Source organism: Vibrio marinisediminis, from assembly GCF_014050145.1.
GTDB lineage: Bacteria > Pseudomonadota > Gammaproteobacteria > Enterobacterales > Vibrionaceae > Vibrio > Vibrio marinisediminis.
Map to the genome: position 1 here is coordinate 41,253 of NZ_JACFYF010000008.1, position 15,376 is coordinate 56,628.

15 protein-coding genes and 1 pseudogene are annotated in these 15,376 nt (G+C 44.8%); 13 read left to right on the plus strand and 3 right to left on the minus strand.

Annotation, left to right across the window (positions count from 1 at the left end; translation table 11 throughout):
* The first annotated feature begins 61 nt into the window (after window positions 1–61).
* The 13 genes from gpt (at window position 62) to pgpA (ending at window position 11,078) form a co-directional block, all read left to right on the plus strand.
* Entirely contained in the window at window positions 62–526 is a 465-nt protein-coding gene (gene gpt / locus H2O73_RS13310; protein WP_182109355.1) for a xanthine phosphoribosyltransferase Tet(34), read from the plus strand.
* A gap of 157 nt (window positions 527–683) precedes the next feature.
* The gene (frsA, locus tag H2O73_RS13315) at window positions 684–1,931 is read left to right on the plus strand and encodes an esterase FrsA (RefSeq protein ID WP_182109356.1); all 1,248 of its coding nucleotides are present in this window, start codon (window positions 684–686) and stop codon (window positions 1,929–1,931) included.
* Between the two features lie 83 nt (window positions 1,932–2,014).
* Window positions 2,015–2,404 (plus strand): sigma factor-binding protein Crl, encoded by a 390-nt coding sequence (crl, locus tag H2O73_RS13320; RefSeq protein ID WP_182109357.1) that lies wholly within the window; start codon window positions 2,015–2,017, stop codon window positions 2,402–2,404.
* A gap of 119 nt (window positions 2,405–2,523) precedes the next feature.
* Window positions 2,524–3,663, plus strand: a complete 1,140-nt coding sequence (gene proB, locus H2O73_RS13325; RefSeq protein WP_182109358.1) for a glutamate 5-kinase — start codon at window positions 2,524–2,526, stop codon at window positions 3,661–3,663.
* A gap of 23 nt (window positions 3,664–3,686) precedes the next feature.
* On the plus strand, window positions 3,687–4,937 hold the full coding sequence (locus H2O73_RS13330; protein ID WP_182109359.1) for a glutamate-5-semialdehyde dehydrogenase: 1,251 nt from the start codon (window positions 3,687–3,689) through the stop codon (window positions 4,935–4,937).
* Between the two features lie 112 nt (window positions 4,938–5,049).
* Window positions 5,050–5,499 carry a transcriptional regulator NrdR gene (nrdR, locus tag H2O73_RS13335; protein WP_182109360.1) on the plus strand — a complete coding sequence of 150 codons (450 nt, stop codon included), beginning with the start codon at window positions 5,050–5,052 and terminating at the stop codon, window positions 5,497–5,499.
* Between the two features lie 12 nt (window positions 5,500–5,511).
* Window positions 5,512–6,618: a bifunctional diaminohydroxyphosphoribosylaminopyrimidine deaminase/5-amino-6-(5-phosphoribosylamino)uracil reductase RibD gene (gene ribD, locus H2O73_RS13340; protein ID WP_182109361.1), complete on the plus strand. Its 1,107-nt coding sequence runs from the start codon at window positions 5,512–5,514 to the stop codon at window positions 6,616–6,618.
* Between the two features lie 2 nt (window positions 6,619–6,620).
* The gene (locus H2O73_RS13345) at window positions 6,621–7,277 is read left to right on the plus strand and encodes a riboflavin synthase (RefSeq protein WP_182109362.1); all 657 of its coding nucleotides are present in this window, start codon (window positions 6,621–6,623) and stop codon (window positions 7,275–7,277) included.
* Between the two features lie 36 nt (window positions 7,278–7,313).
* Window positions 7,314–8,423 carry a bifunctional 3,4-dihydroxy-2-butanone-4-phosphate synthase/GTP cyclohydrolase II gene (ribBA, locus tag H2O73_RS13350; RefSeq protein WP_182109363.1) on the plus strand — a complete coding sequence of 370 codons (1,110 nt, stop codon included), beginning with the start codon at window positions 7,314–7,316 and terminating at the stop codon, window positions 8,421–8,423.
* A 150-nt stretch (window positions 8,424–8,573) separates the two neighbouring features.
* Window positions 8,574–9,044, plus strand: a complete 471-nt coding sequence (gene ribH / locus H2O73_RS13355) for a 6,7-dimethyl-8-ribityllumazine synthase (RefSeq protein WP_005592769.1) — start codon at window positions 8,574–8,576, stop codon at window positions 9,042–9,044.
* Window positions 9,044–9,511: a transcription antitermination factor NusB gene (gene nusB / locus H2O73_RS13360; RefSeq protein WP_182109364.1), complete on the plus strand. Its 468-nt coding sequence runs from the start codon at window positions 9,044–9,046 to the stop codon at window positions 9,509–9,511. Before ribH ends, nusB begins: the two co-directional genes overlap by 1 nt.
* 79 nt (window positions 9,512–9,590) lie before the next feature.
* A complete protein-coding gene (gene thiL, locus H2O73_RS13365) occupies window positions 9,591–10,562 on the plus strand; it encodes a thiamine-phosphate kinase (RefSeq protein WP_182109365.1) in 972 nt (323 codons plus the stop codon).
* A gap of 9 nt (window positions 10,563–10,571) precedes the next feature.
* Window positions 10,572–11,078, plus strand: coding sequence for a phosphatidylglycerophosphatase A (pgpA, locus tag H2O73_RS13370; RefSeq protein ID WP_182109366.1), 507 nt, complete (start codon window positions 10,572–10,574; stop codon window positions 11,076–11,078).
* A 43-nt stretch (window positions 11,079–11,121) separates the two neighbouring features.
* Here pgpA and H2O73_RS13375 read toward each other — a convergent pair whose 3' ends face one another.
* The 3 genes and pseudogenes from H2O73_RS13375 to map form a co-directional block, all read right to left on the minus strand.
* Entirely contained in the window at window positions 11,122–11,505 is a 384-nt protein-coding gene (locus tag H2O73_RS13375) for a DUF3461 family protein (protein WP_182109367.1), read from the minus strand.
* A 129-nt stretch (window positions 11,506–11,634) separates the two neighbouring features.
* A pseudogene (gene glnD / locus H2O73_RS13380) lies at window positions 11,635–14,268 on the minus strand (bifunctional uridylyltransferase/uridylyl-removing protein GlnD); the annotation flags it as partial.
* A gap of 78 nt (window positions 14,269–14,346) precedes the next feature.
* Window positions 14,347–15,225: a type I methionyl aminopeptidase gene (map, locus tag H2O73_RS13385; protein ID WP_182109369.1), complete on the minus strand. Its 879-nt coding sequence runs from the start codon at window positions 15,223–15,225 to the stop codon at window positions 14,347–14,349.
* Between the last annotated feature and the right edge of the window lie 151 nt (window positions 15,226–15,376).

Below are 15,376 nucleotides of genomic sequence, written 5' to 3' on the forward strand. Positions count from 1 at the left end.
TGCATGAGAGCACTATTTGCGTGTTAGGGGATGCAAATCTTTAAATTATTAGGTTATTACAATGAGTAAAAAATTCGTTATTACTTGGGACAACATGCAGAACTACTGCCGTGAGCTAGCTGAAAAACAGATGCCAGCCGAGCAATGGAAAGGTATTTGGGCAGTAAGTCGTGGTGGTCTAGTTCCTGGCGCTATCCTTGCGCGTGAACTAGGCATTCGTTATGTAGATACCATTTGTATCTCTAGCTACGACCATGATCATCAGCGTGATATGAGTGTACTAAAAGCACCTGAAGGTGATGGCGAAGGTTACCTAATCGTAGAAGATTTAGTAGACAGTGGTGATACTGCACGTAAACTTCGTGAAATGTACCCGAAAGCTAAATTGATTGCCGTGTGTGCAAAACCATCAGGCGCTTTGTTACTTGATGATTACGTGGTTGATATTGCTCAAGACACATGGATTGAGCAGCCTTGGGATACGATTGTTCAATACGTTGAACCTATTAATCGCAAGCAAAAGTAAAGATTGCAAAATTCGTTAAATGACCCGAAAGGGTCATTTTTTTTACCTATTTGATTTATTGACTAGTATGAATAGGCTTTATCTTGTTGCTGATCACCTTCTCCTTAGTAAGAAAATAGGTTTATTATGTTTCCAGACGTCATAGCTAGGTGCCCATATGTCAGAAAATGATAATAAGAATCTCTCCGAGACTTTGTTTGTAAAACACAAACAAGCAAAAGAGACCTCCGAGTTAACTCGCTACATGCCAACCAATCACGTTTTATTGGATGAAATGCGCGAAAAGACCAATGTAAGTTGGTACCGCAATTTACATCGTTTGCAATGGACTTGGCAGGGCATTGATCCGATTGAGATGGAAGAAGTATTAGCAAGAATTGCGGGTTCATCACACTCTCGTACGCATGAGCAATGGCTCGACACTGTGATGGGTTATCACGGTGGTAACTGGACATATGAATGGACCAAGTTGGGTATGGAGCATCAAAAACGTGCTCAGGATATGCAAGGGGAGTCATCAGCGGATGAGCTGTTTAATGCATCGCTATGTTTTAGTATTGCTGGCTATCCACATCTGAAGAATGACAACCTCGCTCTGCAAGCTCAGACTCTGGCATCAAAAGCCTATCATGAGGCGAGCAAGAAAACGCGCTTCATTATTAAGCGTATTGAAGTCCCTTACAAAGGTAAGAAAATTGTCGCTCATTTGCACTTAACCAGTACTGAAAAACCTCAGCCGGTAGTGATGGTGAGCGCTGGCTTGGATACCTTACAAGGGGACATGTGGCGATTGTTCCGCGACTACTTGTCAAAGAAAAATATAGCCATGCTTACTGTAGATATGCCGTCTATCGGGCACTCTAGCCATTGGTCTTTAACCGAAGACACGTCAAGCATTCATCAGGCGGTTCTTAATGAGTTGCCATTGATCCCTTGGGTGGATCACTATCGAGTTGGACTGATCGGTTTTAGATTTGGTGGTAATGCTTTGGTTCGGCTCTCTTTTATGGAGCAAACTAAAATCAAAGCTTGTGTGGCAATGGGCGCCCCGATTCACGATATCCTTTCGTCACCGGATAAACTGAAGAAAATGTCGAAGATGTATCTGGACTTGTTGGCTTCGCGCATCGGCAAAGAGGTCGTCGATATCAATAGTCTTGCGGCTCAAATGCGTGCTTGGTCTTTAAAAACTCAAGGAATTCTCACCAGTCGTAAAACTCGAGTGCCAATCTTGGCAATGAGCTTAGAAGGGGATCCGGTATCACCATTAAGTGACAATCAGCTAGTGGCACTTTTTAGTGATTATGGTAAAGCCAAGAAAATCAGTTCCAAAACTATTACACAAGGATATGAGCAATCCCTCGATTTGGCGATCAAATGGCTGGAAGATGAGTTAATGAGATGACTTCTCTACTAATTTAGTTAAAAGTAATATTGAGTTCAAAAATGAATTTGGATTAATTAAAACTAAAGATATGGAGAGTCAATATGTCAAAAGTGACGAAAATTCCGACTCATTTTCGCTTGTTAACGAGTTTGAGGGCATTAGGTCCTTACCTTAGAGAATCGCAAAGCAAAGAAGGTTTTTACCTGTTTGATTGCCTAGGTGTTTGTGTTAATGATAAAAAATCGCCAGAAGAACGTGAGTTCTGGGGCTGGTGGTTAGAGTTGGAACAGCAAGAGAATCAATTTGCTGCTCGTTATCGAATTGGTAAGTACAACAGTCTTGGCGAGTGGGTAGATGAACCTTTACCTAAAAAAGCCGTGGCGGACGTTAATCGTATACAAAATAGTTTTCATCAGTCTTTGCTAACAATGTTAAAAAATGAGTATGAGATTGATGTCGTTCTGCATGACGAATCGGTTGAATTTGTCTAATTAGCATTGAGAATCCTCATTGACCAATAAAAAGGCGCTTTTTAGCGCCTTTTCTGCTTGTTAATTTCGCCAGTGATTGATAAAACATCAGCTCTTGTTTTTTATTAATTCAATTTATCATGACAACGAATCAACAATGCGGAAAAGTGATGCAACCTCAAACAGTGGTTGTGAAACTTGGTACCAGTGTACTGACTGGCGGAACGCTACAACTAAACCGTGCTCATATGGTGGAGTTGGTACGTCAGTGTGCAGAGCTCAAAAAACTAGGTCATTCAGTGGTTATAGTATCGTCTGGTGCAATTGCAGCCGGCCGAGAGCATTTAGGTTACCCCGCACTGCCCAACTCGATGGCAAGCAAACAGCTGCTTGCGGCGGTAGGGCAAAGTCAGTTGATTCAAACATGGGAATCTCTGTTCGCCATTTATGGAATGAAGATTGGTCAAATGCTATTAACGCGTGCCGATCTGGACGATCGTGAGCGTTTTCTCAATGCACGCGACACCATTAATGCTTTGGTTGAGCACGATATTATTCCTGTTGTGAATGAGAATGATGCCGTCGCAACCAATGAAATCAAAGTTGGCGATAACGACAACTTATCGGCGTTGGTTGGTATTTTATGTGGTGCAGACAAATTACTGCTTTTAACTGACCAAAAAGGTCTGTTTACCGCCGACCCACGTAAAGACCCTCAAGCCGAGTTAATCAAAGAAGTGAAAACCATTGATGACACTTTGCGTAAAATCGCGGGTGGCAGTGGTACAACACTTGGCACAGGTGGTATGGCAACGAAGTTGCAAGCCGCTGATATTGCCCGTCGTGCTGGCATCGAAGTTATTATCGCAGCCGGTAGTGCGCCGGATGTGATTTTTGACTCATTAAGTGCAGAGCCACAAGGTACGCGCTTTTTGCCATGTGAAGAAGCATTGGAAAACCGTAAACGTTGGATTTTAGCTGGTCCTGCCGCGTCTGGTGACATGTTGATTGATGACGGCGCAGTGAATGCGGTACTAGGAAAAGGCAGCAGTTTATTGGCAAAAGGCGTTCTTAAAGTCAGTGGCGCATTTGCACGAGGCGATGTCGTTCGTATTACTAACCAAGAGGGCAAATTGATTGCCCGTGGTATTTCCGCTTATTCAAGCGTTGATGTGACCAAAATTCTTGGTAAGCACAGTAAAGACATCCTCTCTATATTAGGTTACGACTACGGTGCTGAAGTGCTGCATCGTGATGACATGGTCGTAATACAAGAATAAGAACGAATTATTAAGGAAGTGACGTGGAATTAATTAACATGGGTAAAGCAGCAAAAGACGCTGCTTTCACACTGGCGACAGCCTCCACTGCGCAGAAAAACCAAGCGTTAGCCATTATTGCTGACGAACTTGAAGCGAATGCCGCCACTATTCTAGTGGCGAATGAAAAGGATCTAGAGTTAGGTCGCCAAGCTGGCTTAACTGAGTCGTTGTTAGATCGATTAATGCTAAACCAAGCTCGTCTTGCTGGCATTGCTAATGATGTTCGTAATGTTATTAGTTTAAATGATCCTGTTGGCAGTGAAATTGACAGCAAAATTCTAGAAAACGGCATGTCACTTGCGCGTCGCCGCGTGCCACTTGGTGTGGTTGGGGTGATTTATGAAGCTCGCCCAAATGTGACGATTGATATTGCGGCGCTATGTTTGAAAACGGGCAATGCCAGCATCCTTCGTGGCGGAAAAGAGACATTTTTCTCCAATATGGAACTGGTGAAAGTGATTCAAGTAGCGTTGGCGAAAGCTGGCTTACCGGCTGCATCAGTGCAATACATCGAAAAGCCAGACCGAGAATTGGTGTCGCAACTTCTGAAGCTTGATGACTACGTTGATATGATCATTCCTCGTGGCGGTGCAGGGTTACACAAAATGTGTAAAGAGAACAGCACAATACCTGTGATCATTGGTGGTTTTGGTATTAGCCATATTTTTGTTGATGAGAGTGCTGACTTAGCGAAATCAGTTGATGTGGTTGAAAACGCAAAGGCTCAACGCCCTTCAGCGTGTAACTCATTGGATACGCTGTTGGTACACGAACAAATCGCCGCTGAGTTTCTGCCTATGTTGGCAGAGCGCTTAAATGACAAAGTCGCCTTGGTAGCAGAACCGAAAGCGAAAGCTCTGCTGGGTAATGCAAAAGAACTACGTGATGTCGTTGACGGTGACTTTGATACAGAATGGCTAAGTTATACGTTAGGCGTGAAAGTAGTGACTGATATTGCGGAAGCGATTGACCACATGCGAGTTCACAATGCGAGCCACTCAGACGCAATCATGACCAATAGCTTAGAAAACTCAGAGCGTTTCATTAACTCAGTAGGCTCTGCAGCGGTTTATGTAAACGCATCAACCCGCTTTACCGATGGTGCTCAGTTTGGTTTAGGTGCAGAAGTGGCAGTATCAACACAGAAACTGCATGCTCGTGGTCCAATGGGCTTAGAAGAGCTAACCAGTTACAAATGGGTGGGTAAAGCCAACTATTTAGCCCGCAGTTAATCGTTATTGCTGGAGTTAACAGTTATTTATGTAAAAAGGGGCGAGTACGCCCCTTTTTCTTTTCTTCAACTTATCAATTCCGCTACACTACGAGCATTGATATGGAGGTAATATGCATTGTCCTTTTTGCACCGAGACTGATACAAAAGTTATCGATTCTCGATTAGTAGCTGATGGTCACCAAGTACGCCGTCGCAGACAGTGCTTGGCATGCAGTGAGCGTTTCACTACTTTTGAAACCGCTGAGCTCGTCATGCCTCGTGTGATTAAATCCAATGGTAATCGTGAACCATTTAATGAAGATAAAATGGTCGGTGGTTTACAACGTGCTTTGGAAAAACGTCCAGTAAGTGCTGATGCGGTTGAGCTTGCGATTAGCATGATTAAGTCAAAACTTCGCGCGACAGGTGAGCGTGAAGTCCCTAGTGAAATGGTCGGGAACTTAGTGATGGAGCAATTGAAAGATCTTGATAAGGTTGCTTATATTCGTTTTGCTTCTGTTTATCGCAGTTTTGAAGATATTCGAGAGTTTGGTGAAGAAATCGCGAAACTGGAAGATTAGTCAGGTGTTGTAATGGCTGAATTTACTCAACAAGATTACGCCATGATGCTGCGTGCCATTAAGTTAGCGCAAGGCGGTATCTATACCACGGCACCAAACCCGAATGTTGGCTGTGTCATTACTCGTGATGATGAGATTGTTGGCGAAGGGTTCCACTTCCGTGCTGGTGAACCGCATGCAGAAGTGCATGCGCTGCGCATGGCAGCAGGCAAAGCCGAAGGCGCAACGGCTTATGTTACTCTAGAGCCTTGTTCGCATTACGGACGCACGCCCCCTTGTGCTGAAGGCTTAATTAAAGCCAAAGTGTCGAAAGTGATCTGCGCGATGCAAGATCCTAACCCTCAAGTTTCCGGTCGAGGCATTCAAATGCTACGTGATGCGGGAATCGAGGTTCTAGTTGGGTTACTAGAAGCCGACGCGCGTGCATTAAATCCTGCGTTCATCAAAAAAATGGAAACCGGTCGACCATTTGTACAATTGAAAATGGCGGCAAGTCTCGATGGACAAACAGCTTTGGCAAATGGTCAGAGCCAGTGGATTACCTCATCGCAAGCAAGACGAGATGTGCAAGGTTTTCGCGCAAAAGCTGGCGCGATTCTATCTACTAGCCAAACCGTGATTGATGATAATGCCTCGCTCAATGTGCGCTGGGATGAGCTAGCCGACTCCATTCAAGTGACTTATGACAAACAGCAGCTTCGTCAGCCTATTCGCGTTATCTTAGATCGACACAACAAACTGTTCCCGGAACTTAAACTGTTCAATGCGGAAGGTGAGTTATTGCGTGTATCTCCGCAGGGAGAGATCCCTTTGCAATTTGCGGACGATGGTCGTATTGATCTTTCGGTTACCCTTGAATCTTTGGCAACGCAGCACAACATCAATCATATATGGGTTGAAGCGGGAGCTACATTAGCGAGTTCACTGATTCAACAGCGTTTGGTCGACGAGTTAGTATTGTACCTTGCCCCTAAATTGATGGGCAGTGATGGGCGCGGGCTTATTGGTGCATTAGGCTTACAAGCAATGCATCAAGTTATCGAGCTTGATATTAAAGAGCTAAAACAAGTCGGTCCGGATATTCGCATCATCGCAACCCCAATCTATAAAGAACAATAGTTATGTTTACAGGAATTGTAGAAGCCGTTGGCACTCTAACTGCCATTACACCAAAAGGTGAAGATATCAGTGTTACTGTTAGCAGTAATACATTAGATATGTCGGATGTAAAACTCGGAGACAGTATCGCAACCAACGGTGTTTGTTTGACGGTTGTTGAATTTAATAGCCATAGCTACACGGCAGATCTATCACTAGAAACGCTACAGAAAACGGGTTTTACTGATTATCAAGCAGGTGACAAGGTTAACCTTGAAAAAGCCATGCTACCTACCACTCGTTTTGGTGGACATATTGTTTCTGGGCATGTCGACGGTGTGGGTGAGATTGTCGAACGAAACCAAGTTGGTCGCTCAATCGAATTTTGGGTAGCGATGCCAGCAGAACTGAGCAAGTATGTGGCAGAGAAAGGCTCAATTACCGTGGATGGTATTAGCTTAACAGTCAATGCATTACGTAAAAATGCGTTTAAACTAACCATTGTCCCGCATACCGGCTCAGAAACCACGATTGCAGACTTTCACGTTGGACGAAAAGTGAATTTGGAAGTTGATGTATTGGCTCGCTATATGGAGCGACTGCTGACAAGTCAGCAGCAAGAGAGTGCTCCAGAGTCACGTCTTACCATGGAATTTTTACAACAAAATGGCTTTGCTTAAGCCTGAGAAAGATACCAGCCAGAATAGGAACAGAAGATGCCAATCAGCACGCCTCAAGAAATTATTGAAGATATTCGTTTAGGAAAAATGGTCATCCTGATGGATGATGAAGATCGTGAAAATGAAGGCGATCTCATCATGGCCGCGGAGCACATTACGCCAGAGGCAATTAACTTCATGGCTACTTATGGGCGTGGCTTAATCTGCTTAACGATGACCCGCAGTCGTTGTGAAGATCTTGGCTTGCCGCCAATGGTGCAAGACAACAATGCACAATACACCACGAATTTTACGGTATCGATTGAAGCGGCTGAAGGTGTTACAACCGGTATCTCAGCTGCAGATCGTGCCCGTACAGTGCAAGCTGCCGTTGCACCAAATGCAAAAGCGGCTGATCTGGTTCAACCTGGTCATATTTTCCCACTGGCTGCGCAAGAAGGTGGCGTACTAACTCGCGCAGGTCACACCGAAGCGGGTTGTGACCTGGCTCGCTTGGCAGGTTTGGAACCAGCGTCTGTCATCGTTGAGATCCTTAATGATGACGGCACTATGGCTCGTCGTCCTGACCTTGAAGTTTTTGCTGAAAAACATGGCATCAAGTTGGGTACCATTGCTGACTTAATCGAATACCGCAATAACACTGAAACGACCATTGAGCGCGTGGCTGAATGTAAGCTACCAACGGAATTTGGTGAGTTCGATCTAGTGACTTACCGCGATACAATCGACAACCAAGTTCATTATGCTCTTTGTAAATCAGGCACTGATGAGCAAGCTCCGCTGGTTCGTGTGCATTTGCAAGATACCTTTACCGACCTTTTGCGTAGTGACCGTAATGCAGAGCGCAGTTGGACACTAGATAAAGCGATGAAACGCATTGGTAAAGATGGTGGTGTATTGGTTATTCTGGGTAATGAAGAGCCAACAGAATTGCTTATCCACCGTGTAAAAATGTTTGAAGCGCAAGATCAAGGTAAAGCGCCTACATTGGCTAAAAAGCAGGGGACCTCTCGCCGAGTGGGCGTGGGTTCACAAATCTTAGCTGATCTTGGTGTTCACGATATGCGTTTACTTTCTTCAACTAACAAGCGATACCACGCTCTTGGTGGCTTTGGTCTTAACGTTGTTGAGTATGTAACTGAGTAATAAGCTCTCATATTTTCAATGGATTAAGCGGGATGTTTAAGACGTCTCGCTTTTTCGTTTCTTATATGTGAAAACCTATTAGATATTGCTCACAGTTTTGTGCTAGAATCCGGCGATTCTCACTTGATGAATATAGTTAAAGGAAGGCTTATGAAAGTGATCGAGGGTGGCTTCCCAGCGCCAAACGCGAAAATTGCTATCGTTATTTCTCGTTTCAACAGTTTTATTAACGAAAGTCTATTGTCTGGTGCAATCGATACTTTAAAGCGTCATGGACAAGTAAGCGAAGACAACATTACTGTTGTTCGTTGCCCTGGTGCAGTTGAATTGCCTCTTGTCGCTCAACGTGTAGCGAAAACAGGTAAGTACGACGCGATTGTATCTCTCGGTACAGTGATTCGTGGTGGTACACCTCACTTTGACTATGTTTGCAGTGAATGTAACAAAGGTCTAGCACAAGTATCTCTGGAATTTAGCCTTCCAGTAGCATTCGGTGTTTTGACGGTTGATACAATTGACCAAGCAATTGAGCGCGCAGGAACCAAGGCTGGTAATAAAGGTGCAGAGGCTGCACTAAGCGCACTTGAGATGATTAACGTTCTTTCAGAAATTGATTCCTAATGGGGGCCAGTGTGAAACCAGCCGCACGTCGTAATGCACGTCGATTCGCTCTACAAGCGATCTACTCTTGGCAGATTACTAAAGATAATGTTGCCACAATTGAAGAACAGTTCTTATCTGGTGGTAAGTATGATGAAGAAGAGCATCATGCATCAGAACCTGCACTTTCAACACCAGACACAGACGTTGCTTACTTCCGTGACCTTCTAACAGGTGTTGTGCTAAGTCACACAGAGCTAGACAGTAAGATTCGTCCATACACATCTCGTCCAATGCAAGATTTGGATTTGATGGAACTAGCATTGCTACGCCTTGCTATGTATGAGATGACTCGTCGTGAAGACGTTCCTTACAAAGTGGTGATCAACGAAGCGATTGAACTTGCAAAAGTATTCGCGGCAGAAGATAGCCACAAATTCGTCAATGGTGTGTTAGATAAAGCAGCACCACACGTACGTAAGAAATAATCGATTTTTAATTAAAAAGGTCAGCATATGCTGACCTTTTTTATATACTACAACTTACCCCCACCACTCTTGCTTATCTATGTCTGGCGAATTTAATCTAATCGAAACGTACTTTGTTGGTCGACAAACTCAGCGTTGTGACGTGCTACTCGCTGCGGGTGATGATTGTGCGTTAGTTGAAGCGCCATCAGGTTACTCAATTGCTATCAGCACTGATACGTTAGTGTCAGGAACTCATTTCCTCGCAAATGCAAACCCGGGATGGGTTGCTCATAAAGCATTGGCTTCCAATATCAGTGATTTAGCCGCAATGGGTGCGACGCCTGCTTGGGTATCATTTGCACTCACTATGCCAGAGGTTGATGAAGAGTGGCTTGCCCCATTTTGTGACCGTTTTTTTGCGCTTGCCGACCAATACGGTATTCAATTGATTGGTGGTGATACCACCAAAGGTCCGTTGAGTTTAACCTTAACGGTACAAGGCTTGGTCCCTAAAGGTGAGGCTCTTCGCCGTGATGGTGCAAAAGAAGGTGATGAGATCTACGTAACGGGCTCATTAGGTGATAGCCAAGCAGGGTTGGATGTTATTCTAAACCCAACCAATGCAGGTAAGCCGAATGCGCGAGTACTGGAACAACGCCATTACCTTTCATCACCGAGAATAAAGGTTGGTGAAGCGCTGAGAGGAATAGCCAGCGCTGCGATTGATATTTCTGATGGTGTCGTCTCCGACTTGGGTCACATACTGAAGCGCTCAAGCGTTGGGGCAGAAGTGGACGTTGAAAAGTTACCCGTCTCAGCACAACTGGTCGAGTTTGTCGCTAGTCGAGAAAGCGCATTACAATATGCGTTGATCAGCGGTGAGGAGTACGAATTGTGTTTTACTGTCCCTGAGGCGAAACGTGAAGCGATGTGGCAAGCATTGGCGGATGTTGACTGCGTGATTACTCGAATCGGTCAGATCAATAACAGTGGGACGCTTACATTGACTAAAGATGGGCAGGCTATTTCTTGGCAGCTCAGTGGCTACGATCATTTCAAAAGCAATTAAGACCTTATTATGACCAATCCTCTTTCTCTGATCTCTTTGAAGAACCCTTGGCACTTATTGGCGACAGGGTTTGGTAGTGGCTTATCTCCTATCATTCCGGGCACCATGGGTACGCTGGCTTCGATCCCCCTCTATTTGTTGATCGTACAGTTACCACTTAGCGGCTACTTATTGGTGGTGCTGGCGGCATGCATTATTGGTGTGAAAATTTGCCAAGTGACCTCGGATGATATGGGGGTGCATGATCACGGCTCCATTGTTTGGGATGAATTTGCCGGATTTTGGATCACGATGGCAGTGGTGCCACTATTGCAACTTCCAACGACGGAATGGAAGTGGCTGCTCACCGGTTTTGTCCTATTTCGCTTTTTTGATATGGTGAAGCCATGGCCGATTGGCTGGTTGGATAAGCGAGTGCATGGCGGGCTCGGTATTATGATTGATGATATCGTCGCCGGTGTAATGGCTGCCGTTGCGCTTTACTTAGTCGGTAAATTTGCGGGTTGGTTAGTGTAATTTTGATATTGAAAAGGCTTCCATTCGGAAGCCTTTTTTGAATCTATTTTAGTTTTTCGAGATCGGATTCGATCTCCGCTATTTTACTCGAGACCACTTTTTCTAAATGGCGTAAGTCAGACAGTATTTTCTCTTTTACGTCCACTTCTGCACGTTTTTCGGGTTTGGTGAGTTTATTCAGTTCGTCGATAACTAGGGTTAAATTACGGTTGATCTCGGTGACTTCTTTGTATTGGTGGCTGCCACTATCGACCAGTACATTTTTTATTTGTCGCGGGTATTTGTATTTCACGCTTTTGGCGAAGAGTTCGCCTTTTTGCTTATGGAAGTAGATCTTTAGGATGTCTTTGTGAGCTTCTTGGCGCAAAGAATAGCGCTCAATTTGCTTGGGATCTTGTATGCCTAGACCCGTTAAGTGTGGAAACATAGGCTACCTCATTAATCGTACTTATTCGTAGCTGATGAAATCAGATTAAATTGAACACTTTTAATGTAGCAGCCTAGTTGTCACCAATATAGTTGTACTATCTATATTTTTCTCAATTTGTGGTTAAGATCAGCTTGGCGCTAGCTCGGCGACATTCGCGATAAGCGCTTCACTAAGTCGCTGCTCTTCCTCTTCACTTAGCTTACTGCCATCAGTGCCAGTAATTATGAAAAAGTCCTCTGCGCGTTCGCCAATCGTGGTAATTTTGGCCGCGTGCAAATTGATATTGAGCTCAGCAAACGTCGCCCCAACAGTAGCCAATAACCCCGGAGTATCGAGCGCGACAAATTCCATCGTGGTACGTTTTTTACTCTTACTCGGTAAAAAGTCCACTTTGGTTTTGACTTTAAAATGCTGCAAATTACGCGGGGCTCGCCTTGTACGAATCTTGGTTGGGCGACCATCTTCCAATACGTGGATTAAGTGTTTAATGACGGCTTTATGGCGACCTTCCTCTATCGGATTGCCATGTTGATCTAATACCATAAAGGTATCGAACACATAGCCATCTTTGCTGGTCATTACTTGCGCATCATGGACGTTAAAGTTGCGTCGGTCTAATTCGGCCACGACGGTGGCGAACAAGCCGTTTTGGTCTTTATTATAAACAAAGACCTCGGTACCGCCGCGAGTGGGCTTTTTACTGATCAGTATCAGTGGCTTGGTTGGGTCTTCATGACGCAGCAGATTAGCGCAATGCCAGGCAATTTGTTTATGAGAGTGACGCAAGAAGTAGTCCGCTTTGAAGCGTTGCCACATCACATCAATTTCACGGCTACTGAAGCCTTCTTTGCGCAGTAACGCCGATGCCATTTGTTGGTTATGACGAATACGCTCGCGGACATCTACTGGGTTTTCTAAACCACGACGCAGTGCTCGCTGAGTGGAATAAAATAATTCAGCTAAGAGAGTACGCTTCCAACTGTTCCAAAGCTCAGGATTGGTGGCGCAAATATCAGCGACCGTTAGGCAAACTAAATATTCTAGGTATTCCTCGTCACGAACTTTTTTGGCAAATTCAGCAATGACGTCAGGATCATAAATATCACGACGCTGAGCCGTCACTGACATTAATAAGTGATGGCGTACTAACCAAGAGACGAGATTGGCTTCGGGTGTTGACAGCCCATGTTCTCGGCAAAATGCGTACGCTTCTTCTGCACCAATCACCGAGTGGTCACCGCCGCGCCCTTTACCTATGTCATGGAATATAGCGGCGATAATGAGCAATTCCTTTTTCTGAATGCGAGGGTATACCTCGCAGCAAATAGGATGCTTACTATGATTTTTTGCGTAGCTGAAAGTGTTGAGGTGCTTTAATAACCGGACACTGTGTTCATCGACGGTATAAACATGGAATAGGTCAAATTGCATTTGCCCAACAATTTGGCTCCATTGCGGCAAATAGGCGGAGAGCACTCCCAGTTTGTGCATTAAACCAAAAGCATTATGCAGTGCGTTGGGGTGGCGACATAATTCTAAAAATTTTTCGCGTGCTTCTGGAATTGTGTGTAGAAATTTATTGAATCGGCGACGTGCTGTTCTAAGTTGACGAAGTGTCGGAGGTGAAACGCCTTCAATGGTTGAATCATTGGCGATGTGTAAGAACATATCGAGAATAGACTCTGGACGCGCTTGGAATAGGGCGGGTTTACGAGCCTCAATCAGACTTCCCCGGCGTTGGAAGTCTTCGCTAATGATCTGCACAGAGCTTTCTACGCCACGATTCAAAATCGCCTGGCCAAATAGCTTGAGCAACATCTTGTTGAGTTCGGCAACTCGGCGCAGAGTACGATAAAACTCTTTCATCATCATTTCTACCCCGCGATTACCTTCACCGACAAAGCCAAGTGTTTCAGCGACTGGTGGCTGGTGGGCAAAAGTGAGTCGGTTGTCGTAGCGTTTTAAATCGATATGCAGGGCAAATCGTACGCGCCATAAGAATTCTTGGCATTCAACCAGTTCACGGTATTCAGCATCGGTTAGAAATCCATAACGGCTCATTTCAAATAAAGAGGTGGCACCAAAATGGCGGCGAGCAACCCAGCTCAAGGTGTGAATGTCGCGCAGCCCCCCGGGGGTCGATTTAATATCGGGCTCTAAGTTATAGGTGGTGTCGTGATAGCGTGCATGTCTTGCTGTCTGTTCTTGAACTTTGGCTTTGTAGAATATTTCACTTGGCCAGAATGACTCAGAATGGACCAACATTTTCAGTTGATGAAAAGTGTCTTCGCAGCCAGTCAACAAGCGTGCTTCTTGTAGATTCGTTGCCACGGTTAAATCGCTTCGACCTATCTCGCCACACTCATCAACGGTACGTACGGCATGGCCAATCTCTAAGCGCAAGTCCCACAATAGGGTAATGAATTCACTGACTTTTGCGCCTAGCGCATCGGGCAGCCTTTTTTTCGAGACGACCAAAATATCAATGTCAGACAATGGGTGCAGTTCGCCACGACCGTATCCACCGACGGCAACCAAACTGATATTGGGTAATTTGGCAAAACCGTAGTATTGCCATAGACGAGTGAGCAACAAATCGGTGTAGTCAGAACGCCCAAGGACAAGATCACTGACGGGGTGATGATCAGTAAACTCTTTCTTTTGATAGGCGGCAAATTGTTCTAGTTGCGATTTGAGCTCGCTAACATTGATTTGCTCGTCACTGAATGTGAGTGGCGATTGAAAAGGCATAGGGCTGTCCGTGCTTTGCTGATTGTCCTCACTTTATCAAATGCAGTGAGACAAAAAAATATCCCCGCATGAGCGGGGATAGTAAATTTAAGCGTTAATCATCAGGCGAGGAATGGATTCATCTTTACGAAGCGTCAATACTTCACAACCCTCTTTGGTGACTAGAATGGTGTGTTCATATTGTGCTGATTTTTTACCGTCGCCAGTATAAACCGTCCAATCGTCTTGTGCGTCTACCGTACAGCCAAATTTACCAGCATTGATCATCGGTTCGATGGTAAAGCACATGCCTTCTTTCAGTACACGGCGATCGTTGTTTTTGTAATGCACAACTTGCGGTTCCTCGTGGAACTCGTTGCCAATACCGTGACCACAGAAATCTTTCACAATAGAGAACTTGTTGCGAGGGTTGTTCTTATTGTTCTCTTTAATGTGTTTTTCGATAGCCGTACCAATGTCACCAACCGTCGCACCTGGTTTTACTTTACGCATACCAACGTAAAGTGCTTCTTGAGTCACCATACATAGGCGTTTGTCTGCTGGAGCTACCTCGCCAACAAGGAACATCTTCGATGTATCGCCATGGTAACCGTTCGGGCGAACGGCGAGATCTGCGTTCTCATCATCAGGAACAATGACGGTAATGTCGACGTTGATGATGTCACCGTTTTTCAATACTGCAGGTTTCATTTGTCCATTACTACCAAGCTCATCTTGGAGGGCTGGGATGCCATGACAAACGATGTGGTTGATAGAGGTACAGATGGACTTAGGAAAACCATGGTAATCGAGTGGTGCAGAGTACGCGCCTTTCTCTAGAGCATAATCGTGACAAATTTGGTTTAGCTCATCTGTTGCCACCCCTTCTTTGATGAAAGGTTCGATCATTTCTAGAATTTCGGCAGCTAAGCTACCAGCGATACGCATACGTTCGACTTCTTCAGCCGTTTTAATCTTGATTGACATTGGCTTTTCTCTATTTCCTCAACAGCACATAAATGTGCGAATTGGCGTATTTTAACAGGAAGATGTGAGAATGTGTATTTGTGTCGTTTAGCCATCGACAAATAGCGGTTGAAGAAGCCTCTTCAAACTTTGCGCAGGGAATTTTTACTAG